Source organism: Paenibacillus sp. J31R122 (genome assembly GCF_056269185.1).
Map to the genome: position 1 here is coordinate 25018 of NZ_JBWDNM010000013.1, position 21887 is coordinate 46904.

At 43.8% G+C, this 21887-nt stretch carries 20 protein-coding genes and 1 tRNA gene; 12 read left to right on the plus strand and 9 right to left on the minus strand.

The genetic code is table 11. The features are described 5' to 3' along the window. Positions 1 to 22 precede the first annotated feature (22 nt). Both AC0YN7_RS20455 and AC0YN7_RS20460 read left to right on the plus strand, forming a co-directional pair. Positions 23 to 979 carry a sugar kinase gene (locus AC0YN7_RS20455; RefSeq protein ID WP_475811886.1) on the plus strand — a complete coding sequence of 319 codons (957 nt, stop codon included), beginning with the start codon at positions 23 to 25 and terminating at the stop codon, positions 977 to 979. 2 nt (positions 980 to 981) lie between these two features. Then, positions 982 to 1764 (plus strand): DeoR/GlpR family DNA-binding transcription regulator, encoded by a 783-nt coding sequence (locus tag AC0YN7_RS20460; protein WP_475812075.1) that lies wholly within the window; start codon positions 982 to 984, stop codon positions 1762 to 1764. A 77-nt stretch (positions 1765 to 1841) separates the two neighbouring features. Here the strand turns inward: AC0YN7_RS20460 and nagA are convergent, their stop codons facing one another. Further along, entirely contained in the window at positions 1842 to 3032 is a 1191-nt protein-coding gene (gene nagA, locus AC0YN7_RS20465; protein WP_475811887.1) for an N-acetylglucosamine-6-phosphate deacetylase, read from the minus strand. Continuing rightward, a complete protein-coding gene (gene nagB / locus AC0YN7_RS20470; protein WP_475811888.1) occupies positions 3033 to 3758 on the minus strand; it encodes a glucosamine-6-phosphate deaminase in 726 nt (241 codons plus the stop codon). Positions 3759 to 4007: 249 nt separating this feature from the next. On the opposite strand from nagB, the gene fni reads away from it, so the two are divergent. Continuing rightward, the gene (gene fni / locus AC0YN7_RS20475) at positions 4008 to 5069 is read left to right on the plus strand and encodes a type 2 isopentenyl-diphosphate Delta-isomerase (protein ID WP_475811889.1); all 1062 of its coding nucleotides are present in this window, start codon (positions 4008 to 4010) and stop codon (positions 5067 to 5069) included. 48 nt (positions 5070 to 5117) lie between these two features. Here fni and AC0YN7_RS20480 read toward each other — a convergent pair whose 3' ends face one another. Genes AC0YN7_RS20480 through AC0YN7_RS20490 form a run of 3 tightly spaced genes read right to left on the minus strand, consistent with a single transcriptional unit; the run spans position 5118 to position 8637 of the window. Beyond that, positions 5118 to 6212: a Ger(x)C family spore germination protein gene (locus tag AC0YN7_RS20480; RefSeq protein WP_475811890.1), complete on the minus strand. Its 1095-nt coding sequence runs from the start codon at positions 6210 to 6212 to the stop codon at positions 5118 to 5120. After that, a complete protein-coding gene (locus AC0YN7_RS20485) occupies positions 6209 to 7309 on the minus strand; it encodes a GerAB/ArcD/ProY family transporter (RefSeq protein WP_475811891.1) in 1101 nt (366 codons plus the stop codon). Before AC0YN7_RS20485 ends, AC0YN7_RS20480 begins: the two co-directional genes overlap by 4 nt. A 2-nt stretch (positions 7310 to 7311) precedes the next feature. Then, entirely contained in the window at positions 7312 to 8637 is a 1326-nt protein-coding gene (locus AC0YN7_RS20490) for a spore germination protein (protein ID WP_475811892.1), read from the minus strand. Positions 8638 to 8827: 190 nt separating this feature from the next. Between AC0YN7_RS20490 and AC0YN7_RS20495 the strand changes: the two genes are divergently transcribed. From AC0YN7_RS20495 to glpX, 3 genes are all read left to right on the plus strand, one after another. Then, positions 8828 to 9577: a class I SAM-dependent methyltransferase gene (locus AC0YN7_RS20495; RefSeq protein WP_475811893.1), complete on the plus strand. Its 750-nt coding sequence runs from the start codon at positions 8828 to 8830 to the stop codon at positions 9575 to 9577. Continuing rightward, positions 9574 to 10575, plus strand: coding sequence for an MBL fold metallo-hydrolase (locus AC0YN7_RS20500; RefSeq protein WP_475811894.1), 1002 nt, complete (start codon positions 9574 to 9576; stop codon positions 10573 to 10575). The genes AC0YN7_RS20495 and AC0YN7_RS20500 overlap by 4 nt, the downstream gene beginning before the upstream one ends. A gap of 280 nt (positions 10576 to 10855) precedes the next feature. Beyond that, positions 10856 to 11824, plus strand: coding sequence for a class II fructose-bisphosphatase (glpX, locus tag AC0YN7_RS20505; protein ID WP_475811895.1), 969 nt, complete (start codon positions 10856 to 10858; stop codon positions 11822 to 11824). A 383-nt stretch (positions 11825 to 12207) separates the two neighbouring features. Here the strand turns inward: glpX and AC0YN7_RS20510 are convergent, their stop codons facing one another. Together AC0YN7_RS20510 and AC0YN7_RS20515 are read right to left on the minus strand one after the other, a co-directional pair. Further along, entirely contained in the window at positions 12208 to 12888 is a 681-nt protein-coding gene (locus tag AC0YN7_RS20510; protein WP_475811896.1) for a TIGR00266 family protein, read from the minus strand. A 137-nt stretch (positions 12889 to 13025) separates the two neighbouring features. Then, entirely contained in the window at positions 13026 to 13565 is a 540-nt protein-coding gene (locus tag AC0YN7_RS20515; RefSeq protein WP_475811897.1) for a phosphatidylglycerophosphatase A family protein, read from the minus strand. A gap of 131 nt (positions 13566 to 13696) precedes the next feature. Between AC0YN7_RS20515 and AC0YN7_RS20520 the strand changes: the two genes are divergently transcribed. The 3 genes from AC0YN7_RS20520 (at position 13697) to rdgB (ending at position 16302) form a co-directional block, all read left to right on the plus strand. Further along, positions 13697 to 14749, plus strand: coding sequence for a GerMN domain-containing protein (locus AC0YN7_RS20520; RefSeq protein WP_475811898.1), 1053 nt, complete (start codon positions 13697 to 13699; stop codon positions 14747 to 14749). A gap of 153 nt (positions 14750 to 14902) precedes the next feature. Next, positions 14903 to 15640, plus strand: a complete 738-nt coding sequence (gene rph, locus AC0YN7_RS20525; RefSeq protein WP_475811899.1) for a ribonuclease PH — start codon at positions 14903 to 14905, stop codon at positions 15638 to 15640. A gap of 5 nt (positions 15641 to 15645) precedes the next feature. Then, a complete protein-coding gene (gene rdgB / locus AC0YN7_RS20530) occupies positions 15646 to 16302 on the plus strand; it encodes an RdgB/HAM1 family non-canonical purine NTP pyrophosphatase (protein WP_475811900.1) in 657 nt (218 codons plus the stop codon). A 101-nt stretch (positions 16303 to 16403) separates the two neighbouring features. Here the strand turns inward: rdgB and asnB are convergent, their stop codons facing one another. Continuing rightward, a complete protein-coding gene (gene asnB, locus AC0YN7_RS20535) occupies positions 16404 to 18248 on the minus strand; it encodes an asparagine synthase (glutamine-hydrolyzing) (RefSeq protein ID WP_475812076.1) in 1845 nt (614 codons plus the stop codon). A gap of 287 nt (positions 18249 to 18535) precedes the next feature. Here asnB and AC0YN7_RS20540 point away from each other — a divergent pair, with 287 nt between their 5' ends. The 3 genes from AC0YN7_RS20540 (at position 18536) to AC0YN7_RS20550 (ending at position 21488) form a co-directional block, all read left to right on the plus strand. After that, positions 18536 to 19144: a P-loop nucleotide/nucleoside kinase family protein gene (locus AC0YN7_RS20540; RefSeq protein ID WP_475811901.1), complete on the plus strand. Its 609-nt coding sequence runs from the start codon at positions 18536 to 18538 to the stop codon at positions 19142 to 19144. A 1042-nt stretch (positions 19145 to 20186) separates the two neighbouring features. Continuing rightward, positions 20187 to 20747, plus strand: a complete 561-nt coding sequence (locus tag AC0YN7_RS20545) for an acyltransferase (RefSeq protein ID WP_475811902.1) — start codon at positions 20187 to 20189, stop codon at positions 20745 to 20747. A 51-nt stretch (positions 20748 to 20798) separates the two neighbouring features. Next, complete coding sequence (locus AC0YN7_RS20550) at positions 20799 to 21488, plus strand: phage tail spike protein (protein WP_475811903.1); 690 nt, start codon at positions 20799 to 20801, stop codon at positions 21486 to 21488. Positions 21489 to 21729: 241 nt separating this feature from the next. Here the strand turns inward: AC0YN7_RS20550 and AC0YN7_RS20555 are convergent. Beyond that, positions 21730 to 21806, minus strand: a tRNA-Arg gene (locus tag AC0YN7_RS20555). Between the last annotated feature and the right edge of the window lie 81 nt (positions 21807 to 21887).

Sequence of the window (21887 nt, forward strand, 5' to 3'; positions counted from 1 at the left end):
AACGGTATAGGGGGACTGCAGCATGCGTGAATCATCACCGCATATTGTAACGTTTGGAGAATCAATGGCATTGTTTATGCCTCAGGAACATAAATCGATCGAACGGGCAGCGACGCTTGAGCAAGGTTTTGGCGGAGCAGAAAGTAATGTTGCCATAGGACTTGCTCGTTTAGGAGCCTCTGTTGGATGGTTCGGAGCGCTTGGTGACGATCCGTTCGGCAAAATCATTATGAAGACGCTGCGCGGAGAAGGTGTTGATGTTTCGCGAGCTCGTCTTGATTCAAGTGCTCCAACGGGCATGATGTTTCGAGAGCATGTTGCGGGCAGACTAGCTGTACATTATTTCAGAAAGCATTCGGCTGCAAGTCGGATGCAGCCTGATCAGCTTGATGAGCAATATATACAAAATGCGAAGTTGTTACATGTAACCGGTATCACCGCTGCACTAAGTGAAGATTGTCGTAAAACACTGCGCCGTGCTGTTGATATTGCCAAGGATGCAGGTGTTCTTGTCAGCTTTGACCCAAATTTGCGTCTTAAGCTGTGGTCCATCGAGCAAGCGCGTGAAGTGTTGCTGCCGCTAGCTGCCGATGCGGATTATTTCTTGCCGGGCTGGGACGAGCTGAAGCTCCTTTACGATACGAATGATTACGAATATATCAAAGATCAACTAGCGCAGCTTAAAGCTATTAGTATCGTAAAAGGAAAAGGCGATTCTACGATTGTCTTGGAACAAGGCAAGGAAGCGAGCGTACCGTTCTATCCAGCTGAGCAGGTAGTAGATACGGTTGGTGCAGGTGATGGCTTCTGTGCCGGCTTCTTGGCTGGTATTATGAAGGGAATGTCTCCGGTTGAAGCGGTGCGGTTAGCGAGCATTAACGGCTCATTAGTAGTGCAAATGCGCGGTGATTGGGAAGCACTTCCGGAATGGAATATCGTGGAGCAGCGGATGTCTTCCAAAGCATGGGTGGAGCGCTGATAATGGCCGATCTAAACGTGTCCAAGGGACAGCGTCGACGTGATGCCGTTCTGCAGCTGTTGAAGCAGCGAGGACGCGTTACGATTACGGAAATGGTAGAACGATTTGGGTGCTCGGAAGCGACCGCGCGAAGAGACCTTGAGCAGATGGAGGCGGACTTTCCAGTAATTCGAACTATAGGCGGAGCGATGTATGACGGAATGCATACGGTACGCGATTTGCCTTTTGCTGAGAAGGAAGGGCTGTCCATTTTGGAGAAGGAGCATATAGCGGAGCTAGCAGCTTCTTTAATTGCCGAGGGGGATGTAATCGGATTATCAGGCGGTACAACCAACTTTCTAATAGCAAAGACATTGAAGTCTCGTAAAGGCATTACGGTCGTAACGAATGCGGTTAACATTGCAATGGAGTTAGCGGGCAGCCAAATTCAAGTAGTAGTTACTGGCGGAATTATGCGTCATAATAGCTTCGAGCTATGCGGTCCGTTAGGAGAAGGAATGGTTGCGCATTTGCATATCGGTAAAATGTTCATCGGTATCGATGGCATTTCTGCAACAGGTGGCATTACAACCTACTCCGAACAAGAGGCGCAAATTGCTAAAGCACTCATTAAACGATCGCAAGCTACTTATGCTGTATTCGATCATACAAAGACAGACCGCGCTTCTTTATTTTCTATCGCGTCACTATCAGAGCTGAGCGGGGTTATTACTGATGTCCCCCTCTCGACTGAGCTTACTGCTCAAATGGAACAGCATAATATTTCGGTTCATGTCACTGGCTAATAAGCCAGTTAAAACAAAACAGACGATATTCTCTTGGAGAAGAGAGGATATCGTCTGTTTTGTTTGTTGATAGAGATTTAGGAGGTGTGCTCATAAACCGAACGGCCTTGTACCCATGTCTGACAAACGTTAAACTGCGCGTCGGTCCAGACTAGATCGGCTTGCTTGCCTACGGAAATAGATCCGGTAAGCTCGTCTATGCCTAGTTGCTTTGCAGCATTACCGCTAGCAATACGACTTATCTCAGGAACACTCAAATTCGTATGCTTGAGCATGAACTGGAAGGCTTCAATCATCGTCAAGCTGCTGCCTGCAAGTGCGTTTCCTTCACGGAGACGTGCTACGCCTTGCTTAACTACGACAGGCAATCCGCCAAGTGAGTAGTCGCCATCAGGCATTCCAGCTGCGGCTACAGCGTCAGTAATAAGGATGACCTTGTCCAAAGACTTTGCGGCAAGGAGCAAGCGAATCGCAACAGGGTGCACATGCTCTCCATCGGCAATCAGCTCTGCATAAATGCGATCATCCGTTAAAACAGCCCCAAGCGTACCAGGCTCACGGTGATGCAAACCACGCATCGCGTTATACGTATGTACGGCTTGTGAAAGTCCGGCATTTGCCGCTGCTTCCATTTCAGCATATACAGCATCCGTATGGCCGCATGCCGCAATAATATTTTGCTCATTCAACCAAGTAATCAACTCAATTGCACCCTTTTTCTCTGGTGCTAGTGTAAGCTGACGGATTAGTCCAGGATATTCAGAGTTCCATTTCTTCAGCCATTCAAGCTGAGGCTCCGCAATATAGGCTGGATTTTGAGCGCCAGGCCATTTCTCACTAATGAAAGGACCTTCCAAATGTACACCGTAAAGAGCTGTGTAAGGCATATCTGCTGAACGGAATTGTGCTGTTGCTTGAAGAACGGCTTCAATCGCTTCTTTGGAGGCTGTAACTGTTGTTGCCAGCATCCCTGTAGTTCCTTTGGAAGCATGAAATTTAGTAATCGCGCGATAGCTCTCACTGTTTGCATCCATAAAGTCAGCACCAAAGCCACCGTGCACGTGAATATCAATGAAGCCGGGCAACAGCCATCCGCCTTGTCCGTCAATCGATTCAACAATACCCGAGTTTACTACTTCGTCTGGATTGTCGTCCGAAATAATCTGTGCAATCCGACCATTCTGAACAACGACGCTGCCTGTTATCACTCGATCCTCTAGTACTATTTTCAAATTATTAATGAGCCAGTTTGAGGAGCTCGTATTCATTTAACCCAACAACCTTCCTGCCTCGCGATCGAGTAAGACGATTACGCGAGCATGTGTTTGAAGTAATGAGGCTGGCACTTCAGTTGTTATAGGACCTGTTAGCGCTTGTCTGACTATTTCAGCTTTATCTGCCCCGCGAACGACTAATAAGATAGTGTTAGCTTTCAAAATCGAACCTACACCCATCGTAATGGCGGTGTTTGGCACCTCATCCATAGAATCGAAGAAACGAGCATTTGCTTCACGAGTTTCTTCTTTTAATTTTACAGCATGTGTGCCTCCAGATAAATGTTTATCAGGCTCGTTGAAGCCAATATGGCCATTGTGGCCTAGACCAAGCAATTGAATGTCGACTGGCTGAGCTTCAAGCATTGAATCGTAACGCGCGCATTCTGCATCGATGTCCTCAGCCATTCCGTTTGGCAGATGGATTTGATCAGCAGGCAAATCGATATGTGAGAATAAGTGCTGATTCATATAATGCGAGTAGCTCTGATCATTCTGTGCCGGCAGTCCTACATATTCGTCAAGATTATAGGTGGTGACGTCGCTGAAGCTAACTTTATTGTCCTTATACAATGCTACCATTTTGTCATAAATTCCGATTGGTGTCGATCCTGTTGCAAGTCCTAAAACGGCATTAGATTTTTGGTTAACAACATTTACGATAAGCTCGGCAGCATGAGCGTCTAATTCTTGTTGGCTATCAAAAACAATAATATTCATATAATTGCCTCCCTGATGGTTTGTATGCTTCTATTTTAAATGAATGGTCATAAATTGACAATGATTTATGATTGAAAACTTCAAAATTATGAATAAAAAGATCATTAATTTATAATTGCTGGTCAATTGGAACTGCGCCTAATTTCATAAGCCAAGAGCCAGAACCGGGAAATTATGATATGCTTAAATGAATGTAAATTGAACGAGAAAAGTAGGCGCATTGCGGTGCGAGGTTCGGGAGGAACAAGCATGACAGTCGAACAACAGGCAGCTACAGCAAGGCGAAAGGGTGAGCATATACGAATTTGCTTACAGGAGCAGGTAAATAGTGTCGGAATCGAAACCGGCTTGGAGAGATATAGGTTTAGACATAATGCACTGCCTGAGCTTTCTTTCGAGGAAATAAAGCTGGATACACAATGGCTTGGAAAACAGCTTCGCGCTCCGCTGCTCGTTAGCTCCATGACTGGTGGCACAGATGAGGCTGGTGCTATAAACCGAAGGTTGGCTGTCGCCGCAGAAGAAAGGGGTTGGGCGATTGGGCTTGGCTCGATGCGCGCCGCGATCGAGAATGAAGAGCTAGCTGCATCATTTTCCATACGTAAAGAAGCGCCGACAGTTCCCGTCATTGCCAATATCGGAGCGGTGCAACTTAACTATGGCTTCGGAATAGAATCCTGTAGAAAAGCGGTCGACATTGCCGAGGCGGACGCGCTCGTCTTGCATTTGAACAGTATGCAGGAAGTATTTCAGCCTGAGGGCAATACTGACTTTGGACAATTGCTGTCACGAATAGAGGCAGTGTGTAAATCACTGCATGTGCCAGTCGGTGTGAAAGAGGTTGGCTGGGGAATCGATGCGGAAACAGCGGCATTGCTTGACCAGGTTGGTGTCTCATTTATAGATGCGGCTGGCGCGGGTGGGACGTCTTGGAGTCAAGTTGAAAAATATCGGATGCAGGAGCCTCTCCGCAAGCAAGCAGCTGAAGCATTTGCGGATTGGGGTATACCAACCGCTGAAAGTATTGTTGAGATCCGAAAGCAGCTGCCAGACTCTACTATTATTGCAAGCGGCGGTCTGCTAAATGGTGTAGATGCAGCTAAAGCGATCGCTTTGGGTGCCAACATGGCAGGATATGGCCGAGTGCTTTTGCCTGGTGCAGCTAATGGCGACAGCGATGTTTCGATTGAACAGCTGCTACAACAATTCAAACGAATTGAATTTGAATTGCGAACTGCGATGTTTGGTATTGGCGCTGGCTCAGTTAGCGAGCTTCGAAATACAAATCGAATAATTCTAAAAATAGTATAGCCGTGCCGTAATGGAGCGCTCTTATTGAAGGACGCTCCATTAATTCCTCTATTTGATAATCCCCGTACCTACGATCTTTATTTTTGCTTGAACAACAAATTTTACATTTGGATAAATGGACTTCCACTCTTCCCATGAGTTGTCGCCAGGGTGTGTTGCTCGGTAGCGTAAACCGAAGCCGAATGGATCAACGTTTGCTTTTTGAATTTTACGTAGCAGCTCTTCGCATGATTTTTCATAGTCCGTGTTTAAATGCTGCTCAATTTTCGACCATTGCTGATTAAATAACCCGGTTGGAGCTTCCTCAAATATGACCTTCATTTTTACATTCATTGTAATTAAATCATCATTGTTTTGTTTGGTTATTTTGTATTTCGTACGAATATCAGTGGCAAAGGCCACTAAAGGAACTTTTTCGAACATAACGTGTACCGATGACCTCACAAATTCTTTGGCCAGCTGATTATAAATTTGTGATTCTGATGCTGTGAGTATGAGTTTAACATTTTTCTTATCTAACAAAGCTATCTGATCGATGACGAAGCTCTCGTTGCTATCCTTCGTAATAACTGGCAGCAGAGGGTCTAAACCTTTTTCCGTAGCTCGCCTTGCAAAATCGAATAGTGTCTCTGAAAAGGTATACGGAGACTCCGTACCATTCGAACTAAAACTGAGATATAGCGCGTTGCCTGGATACTGTTCCGACAACGGCTTTACTTTAAGTATGGATAATGCATCAGGCTTACCAATCGCGACGTCGGATACACTTTGGAAATCTCTTCTTCGAGACATCCAGTTAAGCACTTCTTGATATTGACTGTTTGCAAGCTGTTCTCCAATCAGAAACAATTTACAGTGTCCAAAATCTAGCTCTTTATCGATATGTGCTTTCAACATGCGGACACCTTCAGCTATGCTCACGGAGTCTATCGTTTGAATGATTGTTTTTGCTGCTCCTGGTTCGATTTTCGTTGATGGTGCAGCAAGCTGCAGGGTAATTCGGTATGGTTTTTCCTCGTTTCCCGAAGAATCAATAGCAGCCACAACGACAAAGAAACGTTTGTCAATATCTTTGAAGCCGCACCCGCTTAGCAAGCTGACTAAGACAAGCAGTATAATGAGCGGCGAATTAGCCGTTTTCATGAGGATTTTGACCTCCTTCGACTAAGTATGAACATCCAAAGGACAATAAATATTTCAAGAAATAAACGTAAACTTAACCAATATGAGGTAATAAACATATTCTTCTGTTCATCCGCAACTAAAGCATACAGGATAGTCAGAATAGCAAACGATGTGATGATCACATAATTGGATAGTGGAGTTTCGGGACTATCAGTTAAGGGTTCTTTTTTTGGGAAACAGCTCTTAATAAACTCCATCGCTTGATGCCATATGGACATTGTATAGACTAATGAGAGATTCAAATAGATAACTAAAAATAGAAACAAAACGCGTTCGATGAAACCATACTTCATGAGCATAGAGTCAGCGGTTACAGTCCATATGTAGATGTATTGATTTACTTCCTCTGTTCCATGAAAGCCAATCGGTATAAAAAAAGTGATAAGCAATATGGTGAAGCCTGTAATCGGATAAATCCAACGGTGTTTAAATCGGAAATTAGCTGAAATAAGCCGATTAAATAGCGAGAGATTCAAATAACCAGTGAAGATAAACGATGCTGCGGCAATCGAGGTAAGATTCGGCATCTCCGTTACATAATTGGCAACAACTCGTATGGCATCCCAATTTAAATGTGGGCTGCGCGAAGCTTTGAAGAGAAAGAAAGCAATGAAGGGTACATTGATGAGAACTCCGATTTCTATCATAAATATGACCGTTAACGTGGAGCGAGTAGCTGCATAGCCACAAGCAATAACAAGCATAATTATAATAATAATAGGGTTGATATCAGGGTTTAGGTACCGATTTATTAATAAAGCATAAGCGATAATAACGATAATTGACGCGAATAGCCACATCATAGTAACTAGCAGCATGTTGATCGTGACTACCCACTGGGGGAAGTACATTTTCAATATTTCTGGCATGCCTTTTCCCGGAAACTTCGTAATGGCGCTTGTATATGCATAGATGAGCACACTGCCGATAACGGTACCGATAATGATAGAGGATACCGCACCCGTGTAACGATACTGAATGAGAATATGTGGAACATAGAGCATTAAATTAATCAAACTGACCAATATATAGTTGTACAAAAAATATCGATTCATTATTAATTCACCTGCCCAATATCGCCTTCAACTGGTTTTAATTTACCCAATATACGAAAATACGGCTTGCCAAAGCTCCGAAGGTTGCATAAGTAAGTCAAATAAATGAACATACCGACCGCAACTCCAGAAATACCAAAAAACATGGAAATGATAATAAGCGGATATTTCAGGAAACGAACAGCAGTCGATAGTGAATTGATAGGAATAACAAAATTGGAAATGGCGACGACAGATGTGACGATAATCATTATGCTGCTAACCAAACCCGCTTGCTGTGCGGCTTGTCCTAAAATTAGACCGCCTACAGTCGTTGCTGTAGATCCTATAAAGATTGGAAGCCTGATGCTCGCTTCAATTAGTGCTTCGATCATAAACAGCATTATAAATACTTCGATGAACGAGGGGTAAGGGACGGCAGAACGACTCCCGGCGATCGTAAAGGCCAATTGGACTCGAAATAACTCCGGATTGTACGAGACGATAGAAATATATAATGCAGGCAGCGTAGTCGTCAGGAAGATAGAGGCGTAGCGAAGTAAAATAAGAAATCGTGTTGTCCAATACGCCTCATAATTATCTTCCACAGCATGCATGAAGTCGAAAAAAGTGACAGGTAAAATAAGCGCGAATACGCTGCCTTTAATCAGTAAGACGATTTTCCCGCCTGATATCGCTTTAGTTATACGGTCTGGCCGCTCTGTAATAAGCACAGTTGGAAACAAATGCTTGCGAGTGCCGACAATTAGCTTTTCTACTTCACCTGCAGCATGAACCATTTTAGATTGAATAGTGATCAGCTTCTTGCGGACGTTACCTAATACTGTGGGATCGACGAGTCTTTGATCAAACATAAGCAGGGTGACTGTTTTAGATAAAGAACCAAGAGTGTGTTCTTCAACAAATAAGTTTGGAGAAGGATACATGCTGCGTATAAGGTTCATTGAATCTTCTAAGTCTTCACTAAGTGAAATTTGTGGACCTTGAATAGCATTTTCTACTTTGATTTGGGCAGCTTGTGTAGCAATAACTCGACTTGCAAGAAAGGAATAAACGATATCGTCAACTTTGATAAGCGCATTTCCGCGAAGAAGCAGATCCTGCCACTTCGAAATATCCTCTACCTCTAAATATTCGGGAATAGTATTTATATGATCTCTGAAGGATTGCTCTTCTTTCGTAAAGGGCACCTTTATGAACCGGCTGATCATCTTTTCATCGCATAATGAGCAAATGTATGCCAACTCTATTTTCATCTCACTGTTCTGCAGATCTTCCAATTTAATATCGATGGCTTCCGCAAATAATAACCGCAGCCTTTCTAACATTTCGATTCCTCCTTGATTCGATTATTTAAAACTAAACAAACATCATCTGTAGAGGCTTGTACAGTTTGCTATAGTTTGCGCAAGAAGCCATAAATTATGCCTTTTGTTTCTGTTTTGCGAGCATCTTGTATTTCAAGTACAATTGGATTTATAGATATAGAGCGAATGCGCCGTAATGAAGGAGTATACGATGATCAAACCTTGGTACGAACAAAGCTTTGGCAATGATTATATGATTGTTTATAAACATCGCAATTGGGAAAATGCGATTAAAGAAGTTCGGCAAATGGCAGATTGGTTAAAGCTGCCTAGAGGCTCTAGAGTGCTTGATATAGGCTGTGGCATGGGTCGGCATGCCTTGGCATTATCTGAAATCGGCTATAAAGTAACGGGCGTTGATTTATCGGATATTTTGCTGGAGGAAGCTCGCCAGCATGATAAAGGTCAATCTATAGAGTGGGTTCAAGGGGATATGCGCAGCCTGCCATTCGGGGATGAACGCTTTGATGCGACCGTGAATTTATTCACCTCCTTTGGCTATTTCTCGATTGAAGAAGATAATATTAATGTGATGCGGAATATTAGAAGAGTACTTCGGCCGGGTGGAGCTTTTCTCATTGATTTCCTAAATCCGGTGTTTGTTGAACAAAGTCTAATCCCGCGTTCAGAGCGTATTGAATCGGATCACGGGCTTCGGATTGAAGAGGTCCGATCAATTCAGAACGGTTATGTACAGAAAGAAATTACAATATACGATCTCAGCCAAAGGGAAGTCTCTAGACAATATCTAGAGCGAGTTCACCTGCTTACCCTTGACTGGTTTGTGCGGCATCTGGCTGTATGTGGTCTCGAGCTGGAGCAATTGTATGGCAATTATGACGGATCAGCATTTGATGAATGCGTATCGCCGAGAATGATCATGGTAGGGACAACAATATGACATTACATGAACAAAACCTTATAGTGCAATTGGATAACGGCTGGTTTCAGATAAAGGTTCCGTTGCCTTTCTCTCTGAAATGGGTGAACAGCTATCTTATTCCAGAGGAAGACGGTTATACGGTTATTGATCCTGGTCTTAGAACGGACGAAGCGATACAAGTGTGGAATTTGACGTTGCAAGAGCTTAGCTTGCAGTGGTCTGACATTAAACGCGTTATACTTACACATCAGCATCCGGATCATTATGGACTAGCCGGCTATATACAAGAGAGAAGCCACGCGCCGGTATTGATGTCGAGACCTTCACATGCCTATGCGATAAGGTTATGGGGAGGGGACAACTCATTCACGGAGCAATTGCAGTTACTCTACGCGGAGCATGGTATGCCAATAGAGCTTAATGAAGCTATCGGAGAAAATCTGAAAAGCTTTGTTGCGATGGTGTCGCCTCAGCCCGATGTAACTTACATAGACGCAGACAGTGTGATCGTAATCGGGGGCTTAGAGTGGCTGCTGATTGATGCACCTGGTCATGCGTATGGACAACTTTGCTTCTATGAACAGTCGCATGGCTGGATGTTATGTGGAGATCAGGTGCTGCCGCGTATCACTCCTAATGTTAGCGTAGTTCCAGGTGAATCTGACGATCCTTTGGAAGACTTCCTCCAAAGCCTAGAACAGCTGAAAGGTTTCGAGGTTACGCTTGCTTTTCCAGGCCATCGCGATCCATTTAATGATTTTGCGGATCGCATTTCAGAGCTGCAGCAGCATCATGTACGCAGGCTTGATAGGATGCACGACTTGCTCGAGAAAGAAGCTCTCAATGCTTTTGGCATGTGTGAAGTTTTATTCGGAACACGTATAAGTGGAAATGCTCATAATTTAAGATTTGCGATGTCAGAAACGCTGGCGCATCTGGTCTATTTGGAGCGTAATCTGCGAATTACATCGGTCAAAATTGATGGTGTTTATTATTATTCCGTGCTGTCGCCTTAATGATCATAACGAAGCTGCATATTCTAGTGGCAGTTGGGCTACATTAGAGTGTACTCTTGCAGGTTATTCCTGCCGGGGTATGCTCTTTTTTTGTTTTATATGATGCTTATATCCAGATCGGTGATTATATATGTCTCCTAATGATGATATTTTGATGAAGATTCCAATTATATATTGCGACATATATAAATATATGATACATATTAGAGAGCGGAAATGATTTGATTGTATATACTAATAGAATATTCGACCATAAGAGAGCAGAAGGAGACTGGATAATATGGAGAGAGAATTGGCACTTGAGCTTGTACGCGTTACGGAATTGGCAGCATTGGCATCGGCGCCCTGGATGGGGCGAGGAGATAAGAACAGTGCTGATGGCGCGGCTACTTCGGCGATGCGGTCGATGTTTGATTCTGTATCGATCCGCGGAACGGTCGTAATCGGCGAAGGGGAGATGGACGAAGCGCCGATGCTTTATATCGGGGAGGAAGTTGGCAGCTTGAATGGTCCAGAGGTTGATGTAGCGGTCGATCCATTAGAAGGTACAGAAATTGTAGCAAAGGGGTTAAATAATGCGATGTCAGTACTTGCGGTGGCAGGTAAGGGGCAATTGCTGCATGCACCCGATATGTACATGGAGAAGCTCTCATTTGGTCCTGCTCTCGTAGGGAAATTAAGCATCACTGATCCGATGGAGCTGACACTCCAGAAGGCGGCGGTAGCTTTGAATAAAAAAGTTTCAGATTTAACGGTTATGATTTTAGATCGCGTGAGACATGAGTCGCTTGTAAAAGTGCTGCGGAAGGTAGGAGTGCGAATTAAATTTTTATCTGACGGCGATGTAGCTGGAGCTATGGCGCCGGCATTTGCAGAAGCGGGTATTGATCTATATGTTGGCTCTGGCGGAGCGCCAGAAGGCGTGCTGGCGGCCGCAGCATTGAAGTGTCTGGGCGGTGAATTACAAGCGAGGCTGATGCCGGCTGACGGCAATGAATATAATCGTTGCGTCCAGATGGGGATTGAAGATCCATATCGGGTACTTACGATGGAAGATATGATTGGGACTGGCGATGTTTATTTCGCGGCAACAGGTGTCACGCCTGGCGAGTTTCTCGGGGGAGTGCAATATTTCCCGGACCAGCGAGCTGAGACACATTCGATCGTCATGCGCGCGAAGACAAAAACGATTCGTTTCGTTCGCGCTTTGCACTATTTACCGAATAAGGAATTTTTGAATGATATCTAGACACTTCTGTCCGCTCCCTTATATGCTATGCTCGGATAGTTTCGATTTTTGCAGTTAAATGAGAGTGTGAGAGGTTGAGCTGCGATTTAGTGTCAGGGGATGAACTTAATTGCTAGGTTAGCTTGATTGGCTGTATCTTTTAGGTGATTTAGATTCAATTTCTGAAATTAAATTGTCTCTATTTCTTTAATAAATCACTTTAGTTTCACATTTTGAACTAATTGCACATTGCCTCTGAGCAACCAGATACGAGCAATCAAAGACGAATATATAGTTTCTCTAAAAAGAAAAATGTGAACATATCTTTCAAAAAAAATGACCCGTAGGACAGTCGCTTTCTAGCGTTTCTGTCTTACGGGTCACCACTGTATGAACAATTATTGCTATTGACCGCCTGGAATGAACTTCTTCAGCCAAGTTCCGAAGCTTGCCGGGCTTCGAGTTTGAATCAGAACGACGCCTTCTCCTCGGAATCTGCAAACAAGTCCTTCACCGCTAGTTAAGCTGGAGATCCAGCCCTTCGAAGCTTTTTCAATGCTATAATTCATATACCCCGGCCAAGCAACCAAGTGACCATTATCAATGACGACCTCTTCACCGGCACTTAAATTAATGGCATGTATCGCTCCATAAGAGGATAGGAATACGGTACCTTTCCCGCTGATTTCCACGATAAAGAAGCCTTCGCCCGACAAAAGCCCCTTACCAAGATTTTGCATCTTCGTATTGACTTCAATGCCGCTAGTGCCTGCTAAAAATCCATCCTTCTGAACGTATAGCTTATAGGAGCCATCAAGCTCAATCGCCTCTATATCCCCGAGGGAGGGGGGAGAAAGCATTACCTCGCCTTGTCCCCTAGCTGCCGTCATTTCTTGGAAGAAGAAGGTTTCCCCGCTAAACATTCTTCCTAAACCACGCATTATTCCACCATCGACGGTCCCCTTAAGATCAACGCTTGGCGACATGGAGACCATTGCACCCATTTCAGCCTTGACGCTCTCGCCAGGGTTAATCTTCACCTTCAACATGGCAAATGCGCCTTTATATAAAATCTCATAATTCATCGCTTGTCCTCCTTCAGGTTTGCGTTAGCAAATCCAACATCGAAAGCATGAGCTTAGGTTTGCGTTAGCAAATCCAACATCGAAAGCATGAGCTCAGGTTTGCGTTAGCAAATCCAACATCGAAAGCATGAGCTTCGTTAATCGAGTGGAGGCTGCGTGACGCCTTCACGTTCCGCTTGCATTCGATGAGCAATTCGGCTTGCGGCGGATGCGGCAATCGCCCCTACGATATCATCTAGAAACGTATGGACATCTCCATCGCTTTTGTCATTTAATTTCACTAAAATACCTGGCTTCAGCTTATCGATATAACCAAAGTTAGTAAAGCCGATGCTTCCGTAAACATTTACAATAGACAGCGCCAAAATCTCATCACATCCGTACAAACTTTCGTCATGCTTAATCATATCTTGCAGTGGTGCTATAAGCTTGCCTTCCTCCGCAAGAATATCGAGTTGTATGCCTGTTAATACCGCGTTTTGAACCTCACGCTTTGATAGAACGGCATTGACGTGCACGATACAATCCTCTGGTGTTAATCCGGGGAAATAGTCTTTCTGCAAAAAGTGAACGAGCTCAGCGATCGCCATTTTTGTTACACCCCGCTTGGTAAGCCATTCGTCTGTTGCTTCCGCAACTTTGCGGCTGTTAAGGCTGTAAATTTCAGGATTGGACATGTTTCTGTTCCTCCTTATGAATTTATGGACAAAACTGGTCTAAATTGGGGAAGGGCTCGTATACATAGTACTACAAATAAGGAATTGTACAAAGCCGCCATGCAAAAAATGATTAGGGAGGAAAGGTTAACATGATTCAAAAAAGATGGATTCGCCATACTGCTCTTACTGGTGTACTAGTGCTTCCCATCCTGACGGCAGGATGCGGAATTTTTTCACAGAATACAAACAAGTCAATTGACCCGCCGCAGGTTGAAATTAAAAATGGGGTAGACGGCAGTGTAACCGGACAGGCTGTCAAGGGGAACCAAGGCAATCAATTAACTGTATATTTGCAGGATCACAATGGATATTTGGCGCCTATATCGATACCAACCACGATTGGACCTACTGAAGAACCAGGTCAAAAGGCATTAGAGATGATGGTAGAAAACGGTACTTACGCTGATCAAATTCCAGAGGGTTTCCGCGCACTCATCCCACAGGGAACGCAAATTAAGTCTTATAAATATGATAAAGAGCAGAAGGTTGCCATTGTTGATTTCTCGGAGTCTTTTAACGATTATGTCGTGCAGGATGAGCGTAAGATTGTTGAAGCAATCACTTGGACATTGACTGCAATGACAGGAATTGAAGGTGTTGAAATTTTGCATGAGGGCGCTAAATTGATGGAAATGCCAGTTGACGGCTTCCCGCTTGATGAGAAGCTTACCCGGTCAGTAGGTATTAACATCGAGGCTGCTGAAGGCGTCAATTACTCACAATCTACACCTGTAACTTTATATTTCTCGGCACAAACACTTAAAGACGAGCAGTATTATGTACCAGTTACGCGACTCGTTAACCGATCGGAATCAGCGGCCCAAGCAGCAGTAGAGCAGCTTATCGTGGGTCCGCTTAATAAGAAAGAATTAACGGGTGTTATTTTGCCGGATGTTAAGGTGAAAAGCATCGAGCAGAAGGATGAAATCGTTACGGTTGACCTGCAGGATGAGGCCTACCAAGAAGGACAAAAGCTGCCTGCTGCAATGCTGCAAGCGCTCGTCTTATCCATTACTGAAAATACAGGAGCAGACACCGTTCAAATCCATGTCAATGGGGAAGCGAATGTTGTGGATGACAAAGATAAATCCTACAGTGAACCAGTTGGCAGACCAAGCTATGTCAACGCGATAAAATCATAATAGCAAAGACAATCAGATTAAAAGGGGAGACAATCGTCTCTCCTTTTTTATTTCGGGGGAGCAGATGCATTTCGTATAGTACTTTGGTAAAATAGGAAAGATTGCAGAGTGGATTCAAATCGCTAATCGAATTATTCAGGAGGCATATAAGGCATGCGGAAAGACGGACGGCAAACGAACCAGCTTCGGCCGGTAACAATAACAACAGGCGTGAATAAATATGCGGAGGGCTCTGTCCTTATAGAGGTCGGAGATACAAAGGTGTTATGCACAGCTAGTGTGGAAGAACGCGTACCGCCTTTTATGAAAGGTCAGGGCAAGGGCTGGATCAATGCGGAATATGCTATGCTTCCTCGCGCAACGCATACACGTAATATTCGTGAAGCGGCGAAGGGCAAGCTGACAGGAAGAACGATGGAAATTCAACGTCTAATCGGCCGCGCACTGCGCTCGGTGGTTGATTTACAGGCGTTAGGTGAGCGTACTATTACGCTGGATTGCGATGTAATTCAGGCCGATGGAGGAACACGTACTACTTCTATAACAGGAGCATTTATCGCGCTTACCATAGCGGTTAATAAAATATCCAAGACAGCTAAATTCTCTAAATATCCGATTACTGATTTCCTAGCTTCGGTGAGCGTCGGTGTTATTCAGGAGAAAGCTTTGCTTGATCTTAACTATGATGAGGATTCTAAAGCGAAGGTAGATATGAACGTGGTTATGACTGGCAGCGGCAAGTTTGTCGAAGTGCAGGGTACAGGCGAAGAAGCGCCTTTCTCGCGTGACGAACTTAATCAACTGCTTGCTCTTGGAGAAGAGGGCATCACGGAGCTGATTAACAAGCAGCGTGAAGTGCTTGGACCATTGGCAGATCAAATCGGAGGGTAGTCGTTATGACGAATCATTCTATTTTATCCGAAGATGTAATCGTAATAGCGACGACCAATCCCGGCAAGGTAAAGGAATTTGCTCATGCGCTGCTTAAGCTTGGCAAAACGACTACAAGCTTAATTGACTATCCGCAAATTCCAGAAATTATCGAAGACGGCGTTACATTTGCGGAGAACGCGCGGATCAAAGCAAAGACAACAGGTGACACGCTAGGCATACCGGTATTGGCTGATGATTCCGGCCTTAGAGTAGCTGCCCTAAATGGTGAACCTGGTGTCTATTCCGCTCGTTATGCAGGCGAAGGGGCTACGGATAGCGACAATAATGAGAAGCTTATAAAGGAGCTTCAGCTCCTCAAAGAGAATCAAGTTAATGATGGGAAGTCTCGGCTGCCTGACGGCTCGCAAATACTTAGCAAGGCGCAGTTTGTTTGCGCGCTAGCTCTGTATGATCCGGCAAGTGGAACATTTCTGGAAACAGAAGGGACTGTGGACGGCTTCATTACAGATCGTCCGCATGGATCGGGCGGTTTTGGCTACGACCCATTGTTCTGGCTGCCAAGTCTTGAGCGAGGAATGGCTGAGCTTACTAAGGAAGAGAAGCAGCAAATCAGCCATCGTGGTGAAGCGCTGAAATTACTTATACCTATGCTCACATAAACATAAGCTTCGTGTAGTGAAAATCCCGTATGCGTAATGCCTGATGGCACAATGCATACGGGATTTTTTTGAGTGAGATCATTTACAGGTATGCTTTATTTTTAACCAATAACGACTTTATAATGCTTGAGCCACAAGTTGACCTGATACAAATAAGCGAAAAGCTGAGGGCCGGACATGAGCTGGCCGAACCAAGGGATGTTTGATTTAGCGGAGTCTGATTCCGCCAGCGCTCGGACCTTCTGCACATTAATAAGCGGCAGGAGTGGAGAGGTTTGATCATTCAGAACATCGAGCAGTAACGTTTTGACCGAGGATAAATAGTTTGGGTTATGTGTTTTCGGATAAGGACTTTTCTTGCGAGTCAGAACATCATCAGGCAGAACACCTCGTAATGCTTTACGCAAAATCCCTTTTTCCCGATCACCCGAAGCCTTAATTTCCCAAGGGATGTTCCACACATAATCAACTAACCGGTGGTCGCAAAATGGAACCCTTACTTCCAGACCAGCAGCCATGCTCATGCGGTCTTTGCGATCAAGCAAGGTAGGCATGAAGCGGGTAATGTTCAAATAAGACATCTGGCGCATTTTACGAAGCTGTTCATTCTCTCCATCTAAATGAGGAACCTCCGCTATGGCCTGAGCATATCGATCACCAATGTAATCGAGCGGCTTGATCCATTCGATTACGTCTGGAGCGAGCAGATCGGCGCGCATCGCTGATGCTAATGACCACGGGAAGGTATTAGCATTCAGAGCGTCTTCACGGTGAAACCATGGGTATCCGCCGAAAATTTCATCGGCCGCTTCACCGGAAATAGCAACGGTCGCGTCCCTTTTGATTTCATGGCAGAACAGCAGCAGCGACGCGTCGACGTCGGCCATGCCGGGCAGGTCGCGCGCGTAGGTTGCGGCACTCAATGCGCCAACAAGCTCTGGAGTATCAAATTGGACCGGATGATGAATTGTACCTAAATGTGAGGTCATCCTTTCGATCCATGGGGCATCACTATTTGGTTGAAAAGCGTGTGCTTGAAAATGTTTGTCGTTATCCGTGTAATCGACAGAATACGTATGAACATTTCCTTGCCCATTCTCGTTGTAATAGCTGACAGCGAGTGAAGTTAACGCACTTGAGTCGAGTCCGCCTGACAGCAGCGTGCATACGGGCACATCCGAAACAAGCTGGCGTTCTACGGTGTCCTTGAGGAGCTCGCGTACATGCTCAGCTGTTTCTTCTGTGTTGTGCGCGTGTGGACTGCTCTCCAGCTTCCAATACGTAATGGTTCTGACGCCAGCACGGGTCACAGACATGCATTGTCCAGGGCGAAGCTCGTTGATTTGTTTGTAAACGCCATGACCTGGGGTGCGGGCAGGTCCGAGAATGAATATTTCAGCTAAGCCTTCCGCGCCAACCTCGGGCTTTACAGCCGGATGCGCCAAAATACATTTTTGCTCCGAACCGAAAATAAATAGTCCATCCTGCCTGCTGTAAAATAACGGCTTCACCCCAAGTCGGTCACGCGCCAAAAACAGCTCCTGCTCGGCTACATCCCATATCGCGAAAGCAAATATACCGTTAAAGCGCTCTAAGCATGCTTTTCCCCATTCCATATAAGCAACAAGCAGCACTTCCGTATCACAATTCGTTGTAAACGATCTTCCTCTGCCCTCTAGTTCCTTGCGAAGCTCTAGCGCGTTATATAGTTCACCGTTATACACAACGACATATTTGTCATCGCCGGTATGGCGAATCATCGGTTGTGCTCCATTTTCGGGATCAATAACAGATAAACGCCTATGGCCTAAGGCGCAGTGCGCTGATATCCACGTGCTGGAAGCATCGGGACCGCGCGGTGCTAGGGTGTCGGTCATCTTCTCTAAGCTTTCACTGTGCTTAGTCAGATCACGGGTCCAATCGATCCAGCCGGTAATTCCACACATCGAACTCATTCCTCTCTTTTAATTGCTTTCTCGTAGCGATAATAACAGTTATATGCTGAAAAAAGGGATAAAATGTCTGTCCAAAAGGGGATGCTAGAGACGGCTTGAAAAACGATTCTGTTCAAAAAAGGGGGGGGATGTCCTTTTGGTGCAGTTTCTTTTTGTGTAGATAGAATCTTCAAATATCTGGAATTCTATTGATTTTATATACATAACCAAGTGTAGATTCTATTAAATTAGTTTGTTTAATGATATAATTCTACAAAAAATAGTGGAGGTTTACCGTTTTGCAAAAGTTGGTATTTTTCGTAGGAGTGGCAGGAACGGGTAAGACGACCGTAGCAAGAAAGCTTGCAGATCGCATACCGGCAGCTTTTCTCGATCGTGATACGATAGGCGGGAGATTCGTAGAGGCGATGCTGGAGCTGCAAGGTCTTGATAAAAGAGATCGTGATTCTGACTTTTATAAACAAAATTTACGTGACTTAGAGTACGACACAGCGAAGGATGTTTGTATCGAAAACCTTGCCGCGTGTCAGAACGTTTTTATGGTCTCGCCATTCACAGCCGAGCTGAAAAGCAAGCATTGGATTGAAGATGTAATTAGCGCCGCGGGCTTGACGAAAGAGCTTGTTGACATCAAGGTAGTCGTCGTTACACTTCAGGATATGACTTTGCAGAAGCAACGGATTATTGATCGTCAGACGGATCGCGACCAATGGAAGCTGGATAACTGGGGCGACTTTGAGAAACGAATCGACTTTGTTCCACAAATTAATTGGGATATTCCTTCCTCATCTATCCTTATATTCGACAATTCTGGTGAGCTAACCGACGAGAAGTCGGAGCAGCTTTACCAATTCGTAAATGACAAGCAGCCGACTTTGTCGATGTAGATTAGTTGGTGTAGTTCTTTGTTGACCGTTCCCGTTCGAAGGGAGCGGTTTTTTTTATTTAATAATACAATTTTTTATTGTGAATATTTAGGAGTGTTAGGAGAATGCATGGACTTGGCTTGAGTTTATACGAAAAGAGCGTGTACTTACGAAAAGAAAATGTACTTAAACAGTTAGGTTATAAAAGTTTCACAGCATCAAAGCAAATGAAGCTTACAGACACTGGATCGGTTAATAGAACATTACTTATTGGACAGTTTCCTAATTCCCTCATTTTCCGTAACCATAGCTAATGTGTCAATTATTTCGAAATTTGTAGGTATATAAATTTCAATTTCAATAAATCTAGGGATTTTGATCGGCGGGAAGTGAAGAAAATCTTCAAGATATTTATGATTTTCTCTAATCATTTCAATTTTATTGGCGTGAATATTCTTTGATTTAAGGGTTGCCATGGATTTTCTTCTGAAAAATACAACACTCTTTTTTTCAATGAGTATCGGTATGTATCTGACTATTGGTAGGGGTATCAATTGGTTTGGAATGTTGATTACGACATGCCAGCAGTGACGAACATTTACTGAATACTGAAATACATGGGAGGGTCACAAATCAACAGACAGTCGACAGCTTGCTGGAGGAGGAGCAAGTATTTTGGTTTGCTTAAATAGTATCTCGTAGGATTGCAAAGTCGTCTGCACACATACCTAGGGAAGCAACTTCAATAATTGAAAGGCGCCCCTAGAGCGGTTATCCAACCGCTTTAGAGGAGCAGAAAAAAAGGTTATGTACTTATGGTACTTAATTAGCGCGTGTAATGCCAATTAGAAAAAATTAAGGTAGATTAGAGTTCACTCATTTCTGTTTCATAGTAAAGACTAATATTATATGATTGCCAAAGGTACGAGAGATACTGTTCATCCAAGCTACGGCATCTTTCCCTAGAGCTATACATTCGGCAATCCGCTATTGTAGGGTGAAAATTTACATCCCATAGAATCAAGTGTATTATTCGCTAAAAAGGAATAAGAAAGGTGGAATAATGGGGAAAATAATAAGTGTTTTTCGAAAGTTGAGAGGAATTACTAAATTTGGAGTAAATAATTATAATTATTCTATTAAAACTTGTCCTTCAATAAAAGGAAAAATGTATATTAATAAAATAGGTAAACTTAATATCGGTAAAAACCTCGCAATTGTTTCGCTGCCTTGGTCTACTCAATTAACGGTAGAAAAAGGAGCATCCCTCACAATTGGAGATAATGTTTTTATTAATGCAGGGTGTGGTATTGCAGCGACTAGAGAGATAAGTATTGGAAATAATGTAAAAGTCGGACCAAGATCAAGTATATTAGATAGCGACTACCATCTGCTAGACGAAGATATAGATAAAGATCAATTAAGAAGACCAATAATTATAGAAGATAATGTTTGGATCGGTACAAGGTGTACTATACTTCCAGGAGTAAGGATAGGTAGGAATTCTGTTATAGCAACAGGCAGCGTTGTAAATAAAGACATACCATCAAATGTGTTGGCAGGCGGAACACCTGCAAAAGTAATTAAGGAACTTAGCATGTCTGATGGTTGGATTAGGACCTAGAGCGCTCACTAAGGCGCTTTTTTTGTATTTAAAAATAAGGAAGTGATGTATTTGATTAAGGTCTATAGCCAATCACTACAGCTTGTCGCTTTCCTCGAAAATGTATTTGCAATCAGATACGAGACGCCTCTCAACAGCTTGTGGAGGGCGTCTTTTTCTTTGCCGGCTAATGATGATATAAATGCTGAGTGTCTACCTCTTCGTTACGTTGAAGTGTTTGATGGCGACACAAGGGTTGATTTGTTTCGGATAAAGCCAAGTTCTATTAGGCGGTCATCTGATGGACAGACAATAACATACGAGTGCGAACACGTTCTAGCCACTCTAATTGAAGATGTGTTGTTTCAATTTCACACAGTTGGAAATCTAGGGACGTACACCGATGACTCAATGCGTTATCTTTTAGCAAGGCAGACGATTCCGCGCTGGCGGCTCGGTAACGTTGGCTTCACTCACCTATTTGAATATACTTGGGAAAACGAAAATTTACTTGCTGCATTATTCAGTATGCCGAAACCATTTTTAGAAGAATATATGTTTGAATTAGAAGAGTTGGGTGAACGACTGGTAGAAGCGAAGGAAGAAGGATCGAATCTACTGCTTACGGTTTGGAATTCTGAGCCGGTGCACGGGCAGATCGTAGAGATGAATTCTCGCACAAAGTTGGTTCATGTGTCTTGGAAGGGTAATATAATGAAAGTGCCGTTCATGGATATCATGAAGGTGCAGTCAGCCGGATAATCTTATAACGAGGAAGAATAAAAGCTCCGTAAAAGTTACGGGTTTTTTTGTTGTATTAAAAAACAGATTAGATGCCGATCATAATCAGTGTGTACCAAATGTGTACCGAATTTTTCAAACCTATCGTATCTAATCGTATTCTCATGGTATTAGCTGAATAAAGAAAAACGCTCAAATCCCAGTAAAATCAAGGGTTTTGAGGGTTTATGGTTATCACTAAACGTGATTAAAGTTATTGTTATGGCGTCCTGGGAGGGATTCGAACCCCCGACCGACGCCTTAGAAGGGCGTTGCTCTATCCAGCTGAGCTACCAGGACACAAGAAATAATTTACCACAGATGAGTGTTTTATTGCAAGCTATATTTTAAAAAAAGTTTTTGTAATCGGTAAATGCTGCT